At 62.7% G+C, this 17,352-nt stretch carries 17 protein-coding genes; 10 read left to right on the top strand and 7 right to left on the bottom strand.

Annotated elements, in window-relative coordinates; translation table 11 throughout:
* Positions 1 to 43: 43 nt before the first annotated feature.
* Positions 44 to 733 carry a rhomboid family intramembrane serine protease gene (locus THALAR_RS08145; RefSeq protein WP_021101048.1) on the top strand — a complete coding sequence of 230 codons (690 nt, stop codon included), beginning with the start codon at positions 44 to 46 and terminating at the stop codon, positions 731 to 733.
* Here the strand turns inward: THALAR_RS08145 and murJ are convergent.
* From murJ to THALAR_RS08130, 3 genes are read right to left on the bottom strand one after another with little or no spacing between them, the layout of a single operon-like run.
* Complete coding sequence (murJ, locus tag THALAR_RS08140; RefSeq protein ID WP_021101047.1) at positions 730 to 2,271, bottom strand: murein biosynthesis integral membrane protein MurJ; 1,542 nt, start codon at positions 2,269 to 2,271, stop codon at positions 730 to 732. The two genes, THALAR_RS08145 and murJ, sit on opposite strands and share 4 nt — an antisense overlap.
* Positions 2,268 to 5,087, bottom strand: a complete 2,820-nt coding sequence (locus THALAR_RS08135; protein WP_021101046.1) for a [protein-PII] uridylyltransferase — start codon at positions 5,085 to 5,087, stop codon at positions 2,268 to 2,270. Before THALAR_RS08135 ends, murJ begins: the two co-directional genes overlap by 4 nt.
* Positions 5,047 to 6,228, bottom strand: a complete 1,182-nt coding sequence (locus THALAR_RS08130; protein WP_021101045.1) for a penicillin-binding protein activator — start codon at positions 6,226 to 6,228, stop codon at positions 5,047 to 5,049. The genes THALAR_RS08135 and THALAR_RS08130 overlap by 41 nt, the downstream gene beginning before the upstream one ends.
* A gap of 112 nt (positions 6,229 to 6,340) precedes the next feature.
* Here THALAR_RS08130 and rsmI point away from each other — a divergent pair, with 112 nt between their 5' ends.
* The 3 genes from rsmI (at position 6,341) to gshB (ending at position 8,620) form a co-directional block, all read left to right on the top strand.
* On the top strand, positions 6,341 to 7,207 hold the full coding sequence (rsmI, locus tag THALAR_RS08125) for a 16S rRNA (cytidine(1402)-2'-O)-methyltransferase (RefSeq protein ID WP_021101044.1): 867 nt from the start codon (positions 6,341 to 6,343) through the stop codon (positions 7,205 to 7,207).
* A 2-nt stretch (positions 7,208 to 7,209) separates the two neighbouring features.
* Positions 7,210 to 7,575: a YraN family protein gene (locus THALAR_RS08120; RefSeq protein WP_040818106.1), complete on the top strand. Its 366-nt coding sequence runs from the start codon at positions 7,210 to 7,212 to the stop codon at positions 7,573 to 7,575.
* Positions 7,576 to 7,678: 103 nt separating this feature from the next.
* Positions 7,679 to 8,620: a glutathione synthase gene (gshB, locus tag THALAR_RS08115; RefSeq protein ID WP_021101042.1), complete on the top strand. Its 942-nt coding sequence runs from the start codon at positions 7,679 to 7,681 to the stop codon at positions 8,618 to 8,620.
* On the opposite strand, the gene THALAR_RS08110 is transcribed toward gshB, so the two are convergent.
* The 4 genes from THALAR_RS08110 to cobU all read right to left on the bottom strand — a co-directional run bounded on the left by THALAR_RS08110 (position 8,621) and on the right by cobU (position 12,052).
* Positions 8,621 to 10,123: a YifB family Mg chelatase-like AAA ATPase gene (locus THALAR_RS08110; protein WP_021101041.1), complete on the bottom strand. Its 1,503-nt coding sequence runs from the start codon at positions 10,121 to 10,123 to the stop codon at positions 8,621 to 8,623.
* A gap of 63 nt (positions 10,124 to 10,186) precedes the next feature.
* Positions 10,187 to 10,867, bottom strand: a complete 681-nt coding sequence (locus tag THALAR_RS08105) for a glutathione S-transferase (protein WP_021101040.1) — start codon at positions 10,865 to 10,867, stop codon at positions 10,187 to 10,189.
* A gap of 61 nt (positions 10,868 to 10,928) precedes the next feature.
* Positions 10,929 to 11,504 carry a histidine phosphatase family protein gene (locus tag THALAR_RS08100; RefSeq protein ID WP_040818200.1) on the bottom strand — a complete coding sequence of 192 codons (576 nt, stop codon included), beginning with the start codon at positions 11,502 to 11,504 and terminating at the stop codon, positions 10,929 to 10,931.
* A 2-nt stretch (positions 11,505 to 11,506) separates the two neighbouring features.
* A complete protein-coding gene (gene cobU, locus THALAR_RS08095) occupies positions 11,507 to 12,052 on the bottom strand; it encodes a bifunctional adenosylcobinamide kinase/adenosylcobinamide-phosphate guanylyltransferase (protein ID WP_021101038.1) in 546 nt (181 codons plus the stop codon).
* A 106-nt stretch (positions 12,053 to 12,158) separates the two neighbouring features.
* Between cobU and THALAR_RS08090 the strand changes: the two genes are divergently transcribed.
* The 6 genes from THALAR_RS08090 to proC all read left to right on the top strand — a co-directional run bounded on the left by THALAR_RS08090 (position 12,159) and on the right by proC (position 17,351).
* Positions 12,159 to 13,043, top strand: a complete 885-nt coding sequence (locus THALAR_RS08090; protein WP_021101037.1) for an RNA polymerase factor sigma-32 — start codon at positions 12,159 to 12,161, stop codon at positions 13,041 to 13,043.
* Between the two features lie 80 nt (positions 13,044 to 13,123).
* Positions 13,124 to 14,320, top strand: a complete 1,197-nt coding sequence (gene coaBC, locus THALAR_RS08085; protein WP_021101036.1) for a bifunctional phosphopantothenoylcysteine decarboxylase/phosphopantothenate--cysteine ligase CoaBC — start codon at positions 13,124 to 13,126, stop codon at positions 14,318 to 14,320.
* A complete protein-coding gene (dut, locus tag THALAR_RS08080) occupies positions 14,317 to 14,784 on the top strand; it encodes a dUTP diphosphatase (protein WP_021101035.1) in 468 nt (155 codons plus the stop codon). The genes coaBC and dut overlap by 4 nt, the downstream gene beginning before the upstream one ends.
* 1 nt (position 14,785) lies before the next feature.
* A complete protein-coding gene (locus THALAR_RS08075; protein WP_021101034.1) occupies positions 14,786 to 15,823 on the top strand; it encodes a HesA/MoeB/ThiF family protein in 1,038 nt (345 codons plus the stop codon).
* Between the two features lie 181 nt (positions 15,824 to 16,004).
* The gene (locus THALAR_RS08070; RefSeq protein ID WP_021101033.1) at positions 16,005 to 16,508 is read left to right on the top strand and encodes a type III secretion system chaperone family protein; all 504 of its coding nucleotides are present in this window, start codon (positions 16,005 to 16,007) and stop codon (positions 16,506 to 16,508) included.
* 30 nt (positions 16,509 to 16,538) lie between these two features.
* Positions 16,539 to 17,351, top strand: coding sequence for a pyrroline-5-carboxylate reductase (gene proC / locus THALAR_RS08065; RefSeq protein ID WP_021101032.1), 813 nt, complete (start codon positions 16,539 to 16,541; stop codon positions 17,349 to 17,351).
* The last annotated feature ends 1 nt before the right edge of the window (position 17,352 follow it).

The following is a 17,352-nucleotide window of genomic DNA, read 5'->3' as shown; positions in this document are numbered from 1 at the left end:
CGCTTACCCATGGGCCAACAAGAGGTCAACCAGAGCAGGTCCCATGTATAACGAAAACGCAGACGCTTCCCCGTTTAACGTCTTGCCGCCGGTGGTCATTGCCCTGGCGGCGATCCTTGCCGGGGTCGAGATCATTTTCCAGGCCGGTGAAAGCGGATTGGTCGGCGGCGCAGGGGCCGTGGGCTGGCGGCTGGGCGCGCTGGAGGATTACGCGTTCTTCGGCCCGATTTGGGCTCAGATGCTGGAGAAGAGCTATTTCCCGCTGGAGCATATGCAGCGCTTCGTGACCTATCCGTTCGTGCATGGCAGCTTTACCCATGCGGCTTTTGCCGTGGTGATCGTGCTGGCGATCGGCAAGGCGGTGGGCGAGGTGTTCTCGGCCGTGTCATTCATTGCGGTATTCATGGTCAGTTCGATTGTGGCCGCGCTGGTATACGCTTTGCTCACCGACACCCAGCAACCGCTGTTCGGGGCGTATCCGGGGGCCTACGGGCTGATCGGGGCGTTTACGTTTCTGTTATGGGTCAACCTCGCGGCCGTTGGCGCGAACTCAATGCGCGCGTTTTCGCTGATCGGGTTCCTTATGCTGTTCCAACTGGTTTTCGGCCTGTTGTTCGGCGGCGGGTATGACTGGGTCGCGGATGTGGCGGGTTTTGTGGCCGGATTTCTGCTGTCCTTTGTGGTCAGTCCCGGCGGCTGGGGACGTGTGCTGGCGAAACTGCGCAAGCGTTAGCGTCTCAGACTGCGCTTCAGATCGGACGGGGTGAACGCGCCCAAAAGGCGACCGGCGAAGGCGTAGAAGACGCCGCCCGACACCAGCAAAATTGCCAGTGCCAGGTAGCGCCATGCGCCCATCTCGAAGAGGGGGCGCAGCACGAGGTTTCCGGCGTAGAGAAACGCTCCCATCAAAACGGAGGCCGCAATGATGCGCGGCGCGCGGGTGCGGAAGCGGGCGTCGAAGGTGGCGGCTTGCCCGAACCCGCGGGAGTAGTGCCAGAGCAGCCACGCCATGCCCCATCCCGCCAGCGAGGTTGCCAGCGCGGCGGCGAGGTAGTCGAGCCATGCCCATAGGCCCACCGCGACCACGACGTTGATGACCATGGACACCACAGCGAAGTAGAAGGGGCGCTTGGTATCTTCGCGGGCGAAGTAGAGGGGTTGGAAGATCTTTTGCAGGACGAAAGCGGGCAACCCCATGCCGTAGATCGCGACGGCCAACGCGGTGGCGGCGGTGTCTTCGGCGGTGAAGCGGCCTCGCTCGAAGAGAACCGAGATCATAGGCGAGGGGATCACCATAAGCGCGACGGCACAGGGCACGGTCAGGGCCAACGCGACCTCGCCCGCTCGGCTAAGCGCGTCTTGCCCGCCTGCCACGTCGTCTGCCTGCAAGCGGCGGGACAATTCGGGCAACAGCACCACGCCGATGGCGATGGCGACGACGCCCAAGGGCAGTTGATACAGGCGGTCGGCGTAGTTCACCCACGCGATTGCACCTTCGGTCCAGCTGGCCACGTTGCGGCCCACCAGCAGGTTGACCTGCACCACACCGCCTGCCAGCGCGGCGGGGGCGGCGATGATGGCGAGGCGTTTGAGTTCGGGTGTCAGGCGGGGGCGGCGCGGGATCAGGCGGAAACCGGCGCGGGAGGCGGCGACCCAGACCAGCGCCAGCTGCGCGAAGCCTGCGAGCGGCACGGTCCAGGCGAGGGCGAGACCGATATCGGCACCGAGCGCCCACGTGGCCGTCAGAGACAGGATGAACAACACGTTAAGCAAGACCGGCGCTGCGGCCGCCGCCACGAAGCGGCCTGTGGCGTTGAGGACGCCGGATAGCAATGCGGCCAGCGATATGAACAGGATGTAGGGAAAGGCGATGCGGCCAAAGAGAGTGGCCAGTTCGAACCGCTCGTCCGCCACAAATCCCGACGCCATGAGCAACACCAGCGCGGGCATGAAGATCTGCGCGATCACGGTGAAGAAAATCAGCAGCGTTCCCAGCCCCGTGAAGGCGTCACGGGCGAAGGTTTCGGGGTCGTCGCCCGCCTCCAGCTTCTTGGAGAACATCGGCACGAAAGCCATGTTGAACGCCCCTTCCGCGAAGAAGCGGCGGAACATGTTGGGCAGGGAGAAGGCAATCAGGAACGCCTCGGCCACCGGCCCCGCGCCCAGAAAACCCGCGATCAGAACGTCGCGCACGAAGCCAAGGATGCGCGACAGCAGCGTCCACACCCCGACGGTCGCGAAGCCGCGCATCAGGCGGTTGGATTGGCTCATGCGCGCGCTCGTTCCGAGCCGCGGGTGATCGCCTCGCGCAGCTTGCGCTCGATTGCCGCCTGTTTCGACTGGGAATGGAGTTTTAACCCGAACATGTCCTTGACGTAAAAGGTATCGACCACCTGCGCACCGAAGGTCGCGATCACGGCTGATGCGATCTGGATGTTCGATTCCGACAAGGTGCGGCTGAGGTCATGTAGCAGGCCGGGGCGATCGCGGGTGTCGACTTCGATGATCGTGTAAATCTCTGAGCCTTCGTTGTCGAAGGTCACCGAAGTTGGCACCACGAAGGGCCGGTGGCGCTTCTTTATCTTGTCGCGTGGGGCCAGCGCCTCGCGGGGTAGCACCTCGCCCGTGAGCGTTTTGTGGATCATCGACTTCATGCGGGGCAGGCGGCTTACGTCATAGGGATGGCCGTCGCCGTCCTGAATCCAAAAGATCGCCGTCGCGAAGCCGTCCTTGGATGTGTACGTCCGCGCGTCGACGACATTGGCGCCGACCAGCGCCAGTGCCCCGCACATGCGGGCGAAAATGCCGGGGTGGTCGGCCATGGCGAAACAGGCGCGGGTGGCGTCGCGGTCTTCGTCAAGCGTCAACTCGACACGGATCTCGTCGGTCGAGATGCCGCGCAGCAGATTTGCGAAGTCGACATGGGCGGTGACGTGCAGTCCCTGCCAATAGGGGGGATAATGCCGCGCGAGTTCCCGGTTCAGGTCCTTTTTATCCCAATCGGGCAGCGCCGCGCGCAGGTTCTTCTTGGCCCCCGAGCCGCGTTCCTCACGGTTCAGCGCCTCCATCCCGTCCTCCAGCCCGCGTTTGGTCTGGCGGTAGAGGGCGCGGATCAAGGATGCCTTCCAGTTGTTCCACACGTCCGGCCCGACGCCGCGAATGTCACAGACTGTCAGCACGCAGAGCAGGTCCAGACGCTTGACCGTCTTCACCGCCTTGGCGAAGTCGCGCACGGTGCGCGGGTCCGCGATGTCGCGCTTTTGAGCCATGTCGGACATCAACAGGTGATAGCGCACCAGCCATTCGACGGTTTCGCATTCGTCGCGAGTCAGCCCCAACCGCGGAGCGATGTAGCGGGCCATTTTGGCGCCAAGGATCGAGTGGTCTTCTGCGCGACCCTTGCCGATGTCGTGCAGCAGCAGGGCCACGTAGAGCACCTTGCGGTTCACGCCTCGCTTCAGGATCGAAGAGGCCACGGGAAGTTCCTCGATCAACTCGCCCCGCTCGATCTGCGCGAGGTGGGAGATCGTCTGGATCGTATGCTCGTCCACCGTGTAGCTGTGATACATATTGAACTGCATCATCGCCACGATGGTCTGGAAGTCGGGGATGAACGCCCCCAGCACACCCAGCTCGTTCATCCGGCGCAAGGCGCGTTCTGGATTTCCGTGCTTGAGCAGCGTGCCGAGGAAGATGCGGGCAGCCTCCTTGTCGCCCTCCAGCCCGCGGATCAGGTCCAGATTGGCCGCGATCAGGCGCATGAGGTCGGGGTGAATGAAATAGCCGGTGCGCAAGGCCTCCTCGAACACGCGCAGCAGATTGCGCGGGTCTTTCAGGAAGTTGCGCTTGTTGACTACCGCGATGCGGTTCTTTTTCAGTTTGAAGCCGGGCTTGAGTTTTTTGCGGCGGGCGTTGCGCAGGAAGCCGATGATGGCGGGCTCCTGCTTGACGTGGCGGGCTTCCAGATCGGTCAGCAGGATGCGGGTCAACTCGCCCACGCGGGTGGCGTGGCGGAAATAGTCCTGCATGAAATGCTCCACCGCACGGCGCCCGCCCTTGTCCTCGTAGCCCATCCGCTGCGCCACCTCGACCTGAATGTCGAATGTCAGCTGTTCGGAGGCGCGGTTGGCGATCAGGTGCATGTGGCAGCGGGTCGCCCACAAAAAGCGGTCGGCGAGGCGGAAGTTGTCCAGCTCCTCCTGCGTGAACACCTTGAGGCGTACCAGCGTGTCGACCTTTTTCACCCGCTTCACATACTTGGCGATCCAATAAAGCGATTGCAGGTCGCGCAGCCCGCCCTTGCCTTCCTTTACGTTCGGCTCGACCAGATACCGCTGGCCGCCATGTTTTTTCAGGCGCTCCTCGCGTTCCTCCAGCTTGGCTTCGACGAATTCCGCGCCGGTGCGTTTGAACAGCTTTTGCCACAGTTGGGTGTCGAGTTCCTCGGCCAGAGGCGCGTGGCCGTCGACCAGCCGGTGTTCCAGAAGGGCGGTTCGGATGGTGAAATCTTCACGACCGAGCCGCAGGCAGTCTTTGACGGTGCGTGCCGAATGGCCGACCTTCAGTTTCAGATCCCACAGGATGTAGAGCATCGACTCGATGACGCTCTCGGCCCACGCGGTGATTTTGTAGGGCGTCAGAAACAACAGGTCTACGTCGGAGAACGGCGCCATCTCCCCGCGCCCGTAGCCCCCGACCGCCATGACCGCCAGCCGTTCCGACTCGGTGGGATTGGAGAGGGGGTGCAAGTGGCTTCGTGCGACATGGAAGGCCGCCCTGACCATGCCGTCGGTCAAATAGGTGTAGGACCGGCACACCCGCCGCGCGGCCAACGGCTTTTCCGTGAACGCATCGGCTATGATCGCACGACCGGTTTCCTGTACCTCCGCCAGCGCGGCTACCGTCGCCGCCCGCAATTCCTTGGCGTCGGTGATCGACGCCGCGTTGGCGTCGAGCGTCGCCAGCAGAGCCTCGGTGTCCAGAATCTTATGCGCCGGACAGATCAGATCGCCCGGCGCATTTGGTTCGATGTCGGGCAGCAGCGGCTCAGAAGCCGCCGAAGCCGAAGGATTTTGGAGCGGGATCAATGATCTGGACCTGATTGTTCGTCACTTGGGCGACCGCCATGGCGCGTTGGTTCGTGCCATCGGGTCTGAACCGGAATACCCCGTTCACGCCCTTGAAGCCAGAGGATTGCGTCAGGTTGCCCTTGGTCATCGCCAGCTTCTTGGCCGATAGCGCACCGATGGCGGCGATGCCGTCATAGGCCAGCCCCGCCAGCGGGTGGGCGGAATCGCCATACGCGCTGCGGTAGCGGGCATTGAACTGCGCCACGGGACCGGGGTCAGGCAAGGCGAACCAGCCGCCTTGAATGCCGGGCAGCGAAAGTGTCTGCGGCGGCACATCCCAACGGGTCAGTCCGATATACTTGGTCACTGAGGGGCTCACGCCGTTTTCCGGCAGCATTTGCGCTAACAACGGCAACGCGCCTGTGCTGTCGGAAGTCAGCATAACCGCCGTGGCCCCGGAGTCCTTGATCGTCTGCGCGATGCCTGGCACGGCGGAGATGATGCCCTGCTCGCTGAACTCGAACGAGCCGTCGCCGACGATCTGCACATTTGTCCCGGCAGAGGCTTTCACGACCGCCGAGCGTGCAATCTGGCCCACCGCGGTGCGTGGATAGACCACCACCACGCGGCTGCGGCCTTGGGCGCTGGCATAGCTCATCAGGCGGGAGGCGATGTTGTCATAGGTGTTGCCCAGAACCAGAAGGTTTCCGCCCGCAATGGATGTATTGTTGGAAAACGAGATGATGTTTACGTTCGATCCGGACACCGCAACGGCGGCAGCATTCGCTGCGTCGGAGCGGAGCGGGCCAAGGATCACATCGGCACCGGCTGCGACGGCCTGCTTCGCGGCGGACGCGGCGGTGCCGGCCTGCCCGGCAGTGTTGTAGACGGTCAGATTGATCTTGCCGGAGCCGAGATCGGCCATGGCCAGGCGCGCGGCATTCTCCATGGCGCGGGCAAGGCTGTCGTCGCCCGCGGAAGCAGAGCCGTAAGGCACCAGCAATGCGACATTGACGGCGCCGCCATCGGACTTGGCACCGCCTCCGCCACCCCCCCCGACTTGTGTCAGGTCTACGTCACAGGCCGATAACGCAGCCGCCGCGACAATCGCCAGAGCGGCTCGTGCGCCCTTGCGGGCGCTTCCTAAAAGGTTGAACATGCAAATAACTCCATAAGTCCCCACCAAATGGCCGCCGGCACAGCCACACTTGTGGCTTTCTGAATACGAGGTATGGGGTGGCAAGTAAACGTGAAGACGAAGGGCAGGGCTCATGACGGCTGCAAATCGCGTAAAACTGGCGTCGGGCCTGTATTTTCTGGCCACGCCCATCGGCACCGCGCGCGACATCACGTTGCGGGCGCTGGACATTCTGGCCTCGGCAGACGTTCTGGCGGCCGAGGACACCCGCACTTTGCGCCGGTTGATGGACATTCACGGAATCGCTTTGGAGGGGCGTCCGATGGTGGCCTATCACGATCACAACGGGGCCGTGGCCCGGCCTCGATTGCTGGCCGCATTGGCAGAAGGCAAGTCGGTCGCCTACGCCTCGGAAGCTGGCACGCCGCTGGTCGCGGACCCCGGCTACCAGCTGGGCCGCGCGGTGACGGAGGCGGGGTTCATGGTGACGTCCGCCCCCGGCCCCTCGGCGGTGTTGGCGGCGTTGTCGGTCAGCGGTCTGGCGACGGATGCGTTTTTCTTTGCGGGTTTCGCACCGACTGCGAAAGGGCAGCGCCAGAGCTTCCTGCGGTCGCTGGCCGAGGTGCCCGGCACGTTGGTCTTTTACGAAAGCCCGAAACGCGTTCACAAAATGTTAGATGATCTGGTCGAAGTTTATGGCCAGACGCGCGACGCCGTAATCGCGCGGGAATTGACCAAGAAGTTCGAGGAAGTCCGGCGCGGCACCTTGGCGGACCTAGTGGAGGAATTGCACGGCGTGACCTTGAAGGGCGAGGTCGTGGTGCTGGTTGCCCGCGGCGAGAGCAGCGGGTTCGACGAGGACGACACCGACATCCTGCTGAAAGAGGCGATGGCGGCGGGGTCGTTGAAAGACGCGGTCGCTCAAGTGGTTGCCACGACGGGCCAGCCGCGCCGTCAGGTGTATCAGGCCGCCTTGCGGCTGGAGAAAGAAGGAAAGTAGTCATGTCCCGTGTCGAGCGTGGGAGAACCGGATACCACGCAGGGCTAGAGGCAGAGCGTAGCGTGGCGCGGGACTATCTGCGGCGCGGCTACAAGTTCGCGGCCCATCGCTTTCGCGGCAAAGGCGGAGAGATCGATCTGGTGATGCGCGACGCCCGTCAGGTGGTATTTGTCGAGGTCAAGCAGAGCCGCTCCCACGCCCGCGCAGCGGAACGCTTGCTGCCGCGCCAGATGGCCCGGCTGTTCGACACGGCCTGCGAATTTATCGCAACGGAGCCAGAAGGTCAGGACACTGAAATGCGCTTCGACGTCGCGTTGGTGGATGGCACAGGGCGGGTCGAGATCATCGAAAACGCGCTGACCCCATGACTGCCGCGCAGCCGCTGTTTGCAGATAATGGATTGAAAGCCCGCGCCCGGTGCCGCATTTAACGGGAAAGGGGGCTTGGCCCTGAACCGCGAAAGGAAAGCGCATGGGCCTGAAGGTCGCCATTCAAATGGACCCGATCGACAACATCAACATCAATGCGGATTCGAGCTTCCGTATTGCCGAAGAAGCACAAGCGCGCGGGCACGAGTTGTTTTTCTACACCCCCGATTCCCTGTCCTACGAAGAGGGGGAGGTCTACGCAGCAGGCTGGCCTCTGACCGTGCGCCGCGTCCAAGATAATCACTATACGCTGGGCGACTGGCAGCGCATTAACCTTGCGGATTGGGACGTGGTCTGGTTGCGGCAGGACCCGCCTTTCGACATGGGCTACATCACCACAACCCACATTCTGGATCGCATCCACCCTGACACGCTGGTGGTGAACGATCCGACTTGGGTACGTAACTGGCCGGAAAAGCTGAAGGTTCTGGACTATCCCGACCTGACGCCCCCCACCGCGATTGCGCGAAACCTGTCGACTCTCAAGTCTTTCAAGGACCGGCACGGAGACGTCATTCTGAAACCGCTCTACGGCAATGGCGGCGCAGGGGTTTTCCGGCTGACACCGGATGACCGCAATCTCAATTCGCTTCACGAGTTGTTCGCGGGCATCAACCGCGAGCCGCTGATCATGCAGAAGTTCCTGCCCGACGTAGCGAAAGGCGACAAGCGCATCATCCTGATCGACGGGGAAGCTGTCGGCGCCATCAACCGCGTGCCTGCTTTGGGGGAGACCCGCTCGAACATGCATGTTGGCGGGCGGCCCGAAAAAGTAGGTCTGACCGAGCGTGACCGCGAGATCTGTGACCGCATCGGAGCGGACTTGAAGAACCACGGGCAGGTGTTTGTCGGCATCGACGTCATCGGCGGCTGGATGACCGAGATCAACGTGACCTCGCCCACCGGTCTGCAAGAGCTGGAGCGGTTTGACGACGTGAACGTCACCAAGAAGATCTGGGAAGTGATCGAGGCAAAACGGGCCTGATCAGGACGCAACGCGATAACTGACGGCTTCGGCGACGTGCGGCGCTCGCACGTCGGGACTTTCTTCCAGATCAGCAATCGTGCGCGCGACGCGCAAGACGCGGTGATAGCTGCGGGCGGACAGGCGGTAGTGTTCAGCGGCGCGGGTGAGCAGCTTGGCCCCCTCGGAGTCAGGTGTCGCGATATCCTTCAACAACTCGCCTTCGGCGTCGGCATTCACCCTGACCCCTGCGTAACCGGCAAAGCGCGCGCGTTGCAGGTCGCGCGCGGCTTCGACCCGCGCCGCCACTTGTTCGGAGGTATCACCGGACGCGGGTAGGTCCAGATCGGTGAAGGCCACGGGTGGAACGTCCAGCCTCAAATCGAACCGGTCCATCAAGGGGCCGGAAATGCGGCCCATGTAATCCTCGCCACACAAGGGCGCGCGGGAGCAGGCTTGTGCTGCGTCAGTCATGTAGCCGCATTTGCAGGGGTTCGCGGCGGCGACCAGCATGAATTTGCAGGGATAGCGCACATGGGCATTGGCGCGGGCGACGACGACGTCGCCTGTCTCGATCGGCTGGCGCAGGGTTTCCAGCACCGCGCGGGGGTATTCGGGAAACTCGTCCATGAACAGCACACCGTTATGCGCCAGCGAGATCTCCCCCGGTTTTGCCCCGCGTCCCCCACCGACAATTGCGGCCATGGAGGCGGTATGATGCGGGGTTCTAAACGGGCGTTCACGGGATATGCCGCCGTCCTCCAGCAGTCCCGCGAGGGAGTGGATCATGGACGTCTCCAAAGCTTCCTCTGGCGACAGCGGCGGCAGGATGCCCGGCAGCCGGGCGGCCAGCATGGATTTGCCGGACCCCGGCGTGCCGACCAGCAGCAAATGATGCCGACCCGCCGCGGCGATTTCCAGTGCGCGTTTGGCCCGCTCCTGTCCTTTGACGTCGCGCAGGTCTTTGACGTGGTGCGGGCGGCTGACCTCGCCAGGTGTGGCGACGGGCAGGGGCTTTTGGCCGGTATAGTGCTGGACGACCTCCAACAACGACGCCGCGCCGAAGACGCGGGCGGCATCGACCCAAGCGGCCTCTGCCCCGCATTGTTCGGGGCAAAGCAGGCTGCATTCCTGCTCGGCGGCCGTCAGGGAGGCGGGCAGCGTGCCGATGACCGGAACCAGTGAGCCGTCGAGTGACAGCTCCCCCAAAGCAACCGTATTCTGCACGTCCTCGCTGGGCAGGATGTCGAGTGCGGCGAGCAGGGCCAGCGCGATGGGCAGGTCGAAATGCGACCCTTCCTTGGGCATGTCGGCTGGCGACAGGTTCACGGTGACGCGCTTGGACGGCATGGCAATGGACATCGCGGTGAGCGCGGCGCGCACCCGGTCGCGGGCCTCGCTCACCGCCTTGTCGGCAAGCCCGACGATGGAGAAGGATGGCAAACCGGCGGTCACGGCGCACTGCACCTCGACCAGCCGGGCCTCTATGCCCTCGAAAGCGACCGTATATGTGCGCGTAACCACGTGACCCTCTTGCCTGACCCCTACGGGCCACCTTGGGGCATGTTTGGTTAACGCGAGGTTTACTCAGTCGGGACCGGGCCATTGGCCTGCTGGATAGAGCAGGTCGTAGGTGGATTGTGGCGCGTCCTCCAGGCCGCGCCTGCGCCATTCCAGAAAGGTCGGGTCGGAAATGGTGTCGACGATATAGGGTTTAGACGCCTCGCTGACCGGCAACCCGTAGCCTGCCATGCGGGCAGCCACCGGCGCAAAGAACGCGTCGGCGATAGAATATCGTCCAAACAGCCACGGGCCGTCGGTGGCCATTTCGCGGGCGGCGGCCCAGAGCAGTTCGATACGGGCGATGTCGGCGGCAACTGCGTCCGAGACAGGGAAACCCATGAAGCTTTGCCGCAAATTCATCGGGCAGGCAGAACGCAACGCCCCGAAGCCGCTATGCATTTCCGCCACCATGCCCCGCGACAGCGCGCGTGCTGCGGGGTCATCTGGCCAATAGCCTTTGTCGGGGTGCCGCTCCGCCAGTGTCTCGGCAATGGCAAGGCTGTCCATCACGACCGCCCCGTCTGGCAAGCGCATCACGGGGACCGTGCGGGCGGGCGCAAAGGGTTTCAGGTCCTCCTGAAACTGAGGGATATAGAACCGCGTATCATGCACGGTCACGTCGACGCCGAACTTCGCGAACAGAAGCCAGCCCCGGAGCGACCAACTGGAATAGGAGCGGTCGCCGATGAGAAGATCATAAGTCATAAAGGACAACCTACTGCGATGGGTGGAGATTTCGGAAATGAAGATTTGTGGGGCGGTACCATCAGGGCTGGTGATTGATCACTTCGGCACGCCACCCATTAGGGCCGACGTCGATGCGGGTCACGGAAAGCGGCTCTATCTGATGAGACATTGCCTTGTAGGGCGTCACGCCAAGGGCGCGTTCTATCTGCGACAGGATCACGCCCATATGGGCGACGATCACAACGTCTTCGTAGGCGCTACGATGAAGCACATCGACCTTGGGGCGGAGACGGGCATGAAGCTCGTTCCAGCTTTCTCCTTCGGGGGGCTTCACGTCGCCGGGCGTCTCCCAGTAGGCGCGGGACAGGTCGGGGTGCAGGTCTGACACCTCGGAAAAGTGCAGCCCGTCCCAGACGCCGAAATCCAGCTCCCTAAAGTCAGGATCATGCGGCAGGCGTGTCCGCCCTGCGCTGATGGCGTCGGCGGTAGCGCGGGCGCGGAGCAGGTCTGAGGACACCAGTGCCGCGTCGTGGGGAAGATAGTTGTGAAGACGCGAAATCCGCGCGGTGTCCGACAAGTCCGCAGGCACGTCGCGCCAGCCGGTAAACGCCTTCTCATGGGTCGGGCCGTGGCGCACCCACCAGAGGCGGGTGATGCTCACGAAAGTCCCTCTGGCAGTTTGCCCTTCAACACCTGCGGCAGTCCAGCAATGACCTGCACCACAAGTTGCGCCTCGCGGGCGATCATCTGGTTCAGCACGCCTTGCGCCTCGCGGAACTGGCGCGACATGGCGTGTTCCGGCACGATGCCTTGGCCCACCTCGTTCGTGACCACGACGACAGTGGCAGGACATCTTGCCAGTGCCGCGATCAGATCGGTGGAGACACGGGCCAGATCGGACCCCGCGAGCAAATGATTGGTCAGCCACAAGGTTGCGCAATCGAGCAGGGCGACCTGTTCCGCCGGGATCGTCGGCAACAGCGCCGCAACCTCCAATGGCTGCTCCAGCGTCGTCCATCCGTCCGCGGCACGGGTGCTCTTGTGGCGGGCGATCTTGGTGTGCATTTCGTCGTCGAAGGCTTGCGCGGTGGCGATATAACACTTCTCGCTTGAACTGGCGAGCAGCGCTGTCTTTTCGGCAAATGCCGATTTGCCGGACGCAGCACCACCCAGCACCATGGTCAGCCGTGGAAGCGTGGTCATTCAAATTTCCTCCATCCGGTTTTGATCCATTCGCGTGTGTGTCGCGTAGTAATCACAAAAGGCAATACCAGAGCCAAGCCTAAACCGACACATGGGGGTGTGACTTATGGCACTTGACGCAAGACCATCCGACAACACGCTTTCTCGCACCGCGATGAAAGCAGAGCTTTTGGACGCAGAGACCGAGCTGCGCCTTGCCTACGCATGGCGGGACGAGCGGGATGAAGCAGCACTGCACCGTTTGATCACAGCCTATATGCGGCTTGCGATCTCCATGGCATCCAAATTCCGCCGCTACGGCGCGCCGATGAACGATCTCATTCAGGAAGCTGGACTGGGACTGATGAAGGCTGCCGACAAGTTCGACCCTGACCGTGGCGTGCGCTTTTCGACCTATGCCGTCTGGTGGATCAAGGCATCCATTCAGGATCACGTGATGCGCAACTGGTCGATGGTGCGGACCGGCTCGACCTCCTCGCAGAAATCGCTGTTCTTCAACATGCGCCGGGTGCAGGCGCGACTGGAACGCGAAGCGGCAGCGCGGGGCGAGATGCTCGACAAGCATCAGCTTCTGCAGAAGATTTCAACGGAAGTAGGCGTTCCCTTGCATGACGTGGAGATGATGGAAGGGCGTTTGTCCGGTTCCGACTTCTCGCTGAATGCGACGCAGTCTACCGAGGACGAAGGCCGCGAATGGATTGACGCGCTGGAAGATGACGGCCCGCAAGCGGCGGAGATGGTCGAGCATTCGCATGACATCGACACCCTGCGCGGCTGGCTCGTCGATGCCATGCAGGGCCTGAGCCAGCGGGAGCAGTTCATCGTCCGCGAGCGCAAGTTGCTCGACAAACCGCGCACGCTTGAAAGTCTGGGTAACGAGTTGGGCCTGTCCAAGGAACGCATTCGCCAGCTTGAGGCCGCAGCCTTTGCCAAGATGCGCAAGTCGCTGGAGACGCAGAGCAGCGAAGTGCAGCACTTTCTGGCACACTGAGCTTTGCGCAGATTTAAGCTACCGATTGCCCCTCGCGCCCCGCTGTCCTAACACTTGTTCACAGGAAAGCGGGGTGCAACATGCTTGCAGGCAAACGAATACTTCTGATTGTTGGCGGCGGAATCGCGGCGTTCAAGTCGCTTGACCTGATCCGCCGGTTGCGAGAGCGCGGTGCGACCGTGACCCCGGTTCTGACCCGTGCGGCGGAGGAGTTTGTCACCCCACTCAGCGCATCGGCCCTTGCCGGTCAAAAGGTCTACCGCGACCTGTTCGATCTGACCGACGAGGCCGAGATGGGTCACATAGAGCTGTCCCGCGCCGCCGATCTGGTGGTCGTCGCGCCGGCGACGGCGGACCTGATGGGAAAGATGGCATGCGGCTTGGCGAATGACCTGGCCTCCACGCTGTTGATGGCGACGGACAAACGCGTCCTGCTTGCCCCCGCTATGAATGTGCGCATGTGGGAACATCCTGCCACGCAGCGCAATCTGGCGATCTTGCAAGGCGATGACGTGCTGACAGTCGGTCCCGATGTGGGTGATATGGCTTGCGGGGAGCACGGGCCGGGCCGCATGTCGGAACCGCTAGCGATTGTCGATGCGGTCGAGGCCGCGCTGGCGGATGGGCCGCTGAAAGGCAAGCATGTGCTGGTGACTTCCGGCCCGACGCACGAGCCGATTGATCCGGTACGCTACATCGCCAACCGCTCTTCCGGCGCGCAAGGCACTGCGATTGCACGGAGTTTGGCCGCGCTTGGGGCAGATGTGACGTTTGTGACAGGACCAGCGGACGTGCCGCCGCCTTTGGGTGTGAAAGTTGTAAAAGTGCAAACCGCGCGGCAGATGAAAGATGCGGTCGATGCGGCTTTGCCAGCGGATGCAGCAGTGTTCGCGGCGGCTGTGGCGGATTGGCGGGTGGCAAATGCGTCCGGATCCAAGATGAAAAAGGACGGCTCCGGCAACGCCCCTGCTTTGGAGTTCACTGAGAACCCCGACATACTAGCGAGTGTCTCCCAGATGAAAAAAGGCCGCCCCAAACTGGTCGTAGGCTTCGCCGCAGAAACCGACGACGTGCAGGCCAACGCGACCGCCAAGCGCAAGCGCAAGGGCTGCGACTGGATCGTGGCCAACGACGTCAGCCCCGCGACGGGGATCATGGGCGGCAACGAGAATGCGGTGACGATTATCTCGGATGAGGGAGCGGAGAGTTGGCCGCGTCTGACCAAGGATCAGGTAGCCGCAAAGATCGCCGCGAAGATTGCCGAGGCTCTGGCGTGACGCCCGTTTTGCGATTTACATGGACCGAAGATGCTGATCCGGCCTTGGGGTTGCCCGCCTATGAGACAGACGGCGCGGCAGGGGCGGACTTGCGGGCCAACTTGGCAGAAACCGACCGCGCGAGCGGTTTGATCCTGTCCCCGATGGGCCGCGCTCTGGTGCCGACCGGTCTGCGGGTCGAAATCCCCCAAGGGTTCGAGGTGCAGATCCGCCCGCGCTCCGGCCTTGCGCTGAAGCATGGCATCAGCCTGCCTAATACGCCCGGCACGATTGACAACGACTATCGCGGCCCGCTTGGCGTGATCCTCATCAACCTTGGCACCGAGCCGTTTACTGTGATGCATGGTGACCGCATTGCGCAGATGGTCGTAGCTCCCGTGGTGCAGGGCCGTTTTGAACTGGTGGACGTCCTTTCCGATACCGCACGCGGTGCTGGCGGGTTCGGATCAACGGGGCGCGGCTGACGTGGTGTTGGTTCTGGCGCTGGCCGCTGCGATCTTGCTGGCGGGACGCTTCGGGCTTCCAAAGCGGTTGCAGACCGTGGCGTTGGTCACGCTCGCGGCCTTCGTGCTGTTTGCTCAGTTAACCCTCCCCGTAGGCAACCCCGTCAAGGACGCCACAGGCACTTTGCAGGCTTGGGCGGTTTTCGCAGGCGTCATGGCGATTTTCGCGGGCTATCGCGCGATGCTCACCCGCCTGCGGCAAGGGCCGGTGGAGGATGCGCCCCCGCCTGCGAACCCCGACAAATTCACCGAAGCGGAGTTGAACCGTTACGCTCGCCATATCGTTTTGCGAGAGATTGGCGGGCCGGGGCAGAAGAAAATGAAGAAAGCCCGTGTGCTGGTCGTGGGCGCGGGCGGTCTCGGCGCTCCGGTGTTGCAATATCTGGCGGCGGCGGGGTTCGGGACCATCGGCGTGATTGATGACGATGTGGTCGACAGCTCTAACTTGCAGCGTCAGGTGATCCACACCGACGCGCGGGTGGGGATGCCCAAGGTGTTCTCGGCCCAAGAGGCGATGCAGGCGCAAAACCCGTTTGTGACGGTCCGGCCTTACAATCGTCGCCTGACCGAAGACATGGCCGCCGATTTATTCGCCGACTATGATTTGATCCTCGACGGTTGTGACAATGCCGACACCCGCTACCTTGTGAACCGCACCGCCGTGCGTTTGGGCAAGCCGTTGATTTCCGGTGCTATTACGCAGTGGGAAGGCCAGTTGAGCCTGTTCCATCCTGCTGAAGACGGCCCTTGCTATGCCTGTGTCTTCCCAAACGCGGCGGCTGCGGGACTGGCACCTTCCTGCTCCGAGGCAGGCGTGGTCGGCGCGTTGCCGGGCGTGGTCGGCTCTATGATGGCGGTGGAGGCGATCAAACATGTCACCGGCGCAGGCCAACCCTTGCGGGGCCATATGTTGATCTATGATGCGCTTTACGCCGAGACGCGGTTGATCAATCTCAAGAAAAACCCTGACTGCGCGGTCTGTGGACAACCTGCCAAATAATGCAAACTACCCACAAGACCCACAATGGGTTGTGGGTAAGGCTAAATAAAGTCTTTACAGAGAGTCCGATTAATCACAACATCTAGGCAAGGGTCGTGGGTGACAAGCGACCTGTAGAGTAGAACCCAGTTGGTTGGGGTGCAGGCAACCCCCAACGCCCAATCTGGATAGGGGATCGAGCATGGCAAGCCTAGAGCACTACCTTGAAACCGAGGATCTTCACCCGATTGATCTGGTGGAAACCCTTGCGGCGCATCACGACTGGGACTTCGACCGCATCGCCGAAGACCAGATCGCCATGGCGATCGAAGGGCAGTGGCGGACCTATTCCATCACGCTGGCATGGTCACACCACGACGAAACCCTGCGGCTGGTCTCTACCTTCGAGATGGAACCGCCGGAAGAAAAACTGCCTGCGCTCTATGACATGCTTAACCTTGCCAATGACACCTGCTGGACCGGCGCGTTCACCTACTGGCACGCGCAACGGCTGATGGTCTACCGCTACGGGTTGATCCTGTCCGGCGGGCGTGACGCGGGGGCCGATCAGGTCGACAAGATGCTGTCGGCGGCGATCAAAGCGTCGGAGCGGTTCTATCCTGCCTTCCAACTGGTGTGCTGGGGCGACCGGACCCCGCAAGACGCGATGAATGTTGCCATTGCGGAAGCCTACGGGCGCGCCTAACCTTGGCCCCTGATGACAGACGGGGGCTTCATGGATTTTTCCGAGATCAACACGCGCGGGCTGGTTTTGCTGGGTTGCGGAAAGATGGGCTCGGCCCTTCTGGAAGGCTGGCTGAAAGGCGGCATCGACGCAGGTGCGGTCTATGTGCTGGACCCGAACCCGTCCGACTGGCTGAAGGCGCAAGGCGTCCATATCAACGAGGATTTACCTGACGATCCGGCCATCGCACTGCTGGCGGTAAAGCCACAGATGATGGGCGACGCGCTGCCGCGCATGGCGGCCCTGGGCAACGGAACCACGCTGTTTTTGTCGATCGCCGCAGGCACGTCGATTGCGCGTTTCGAGGAAGCGCTCGGGGGGCAGACGCCCATAGTGCGCTCCATGCCGAACACGCCTGCCGCAGTCGGCCGGGGCATCACCGCGATCATCGGCAACACTCACGCGACTGCCGCGCATCTGGATATGGCCGAGGGGCTGTTGAAGGCCGTGGGCCAAGTAGTGCGCTTGGAAAACGAGGCGCAGATTGACGCGGTGACCGGCGTGTCCGGCTCCGGCCCCGCCTATGTGTTCCACTTGATCGAGACGATGGCGGCAGCGGGTGAGGCGCAAGGATTGGCTCCTGAATTGGCGATGCAACTTGCGAAAGCCACCGTCGCAGGCGCGGGTGCTTTGGCGGAGAACGCCTCCGAGACACCCGAGCAGTTGCGCATCAATGTGACCAGCCCCGGCGGCACTACCGCGGCGGCGCTCAAAGTACTGATGGACGAGGAAACGGGCTTCCCGAAGTTGCTGGGCGAGGCCGTGAAGGCCGCGACGGAGCACGGGCGCGAGTTGGGGAAATAGG

This window comes from Litoreibacter arenae DSM 19593 (assembly GCF_000442275.2).
Classification (GTDB): Bacteria; Pseudomonadota; Alphaproteobacteria; order Rhodobacterales; family Rhodobacteraceae; genus Litoreibacter; species Litoreibacter arenae.
The sequence above is the reverse complement of the archived record's forward strand: the minus strand, read 5'-3'. Positions and strand labels throughout refer to the sequence as shown.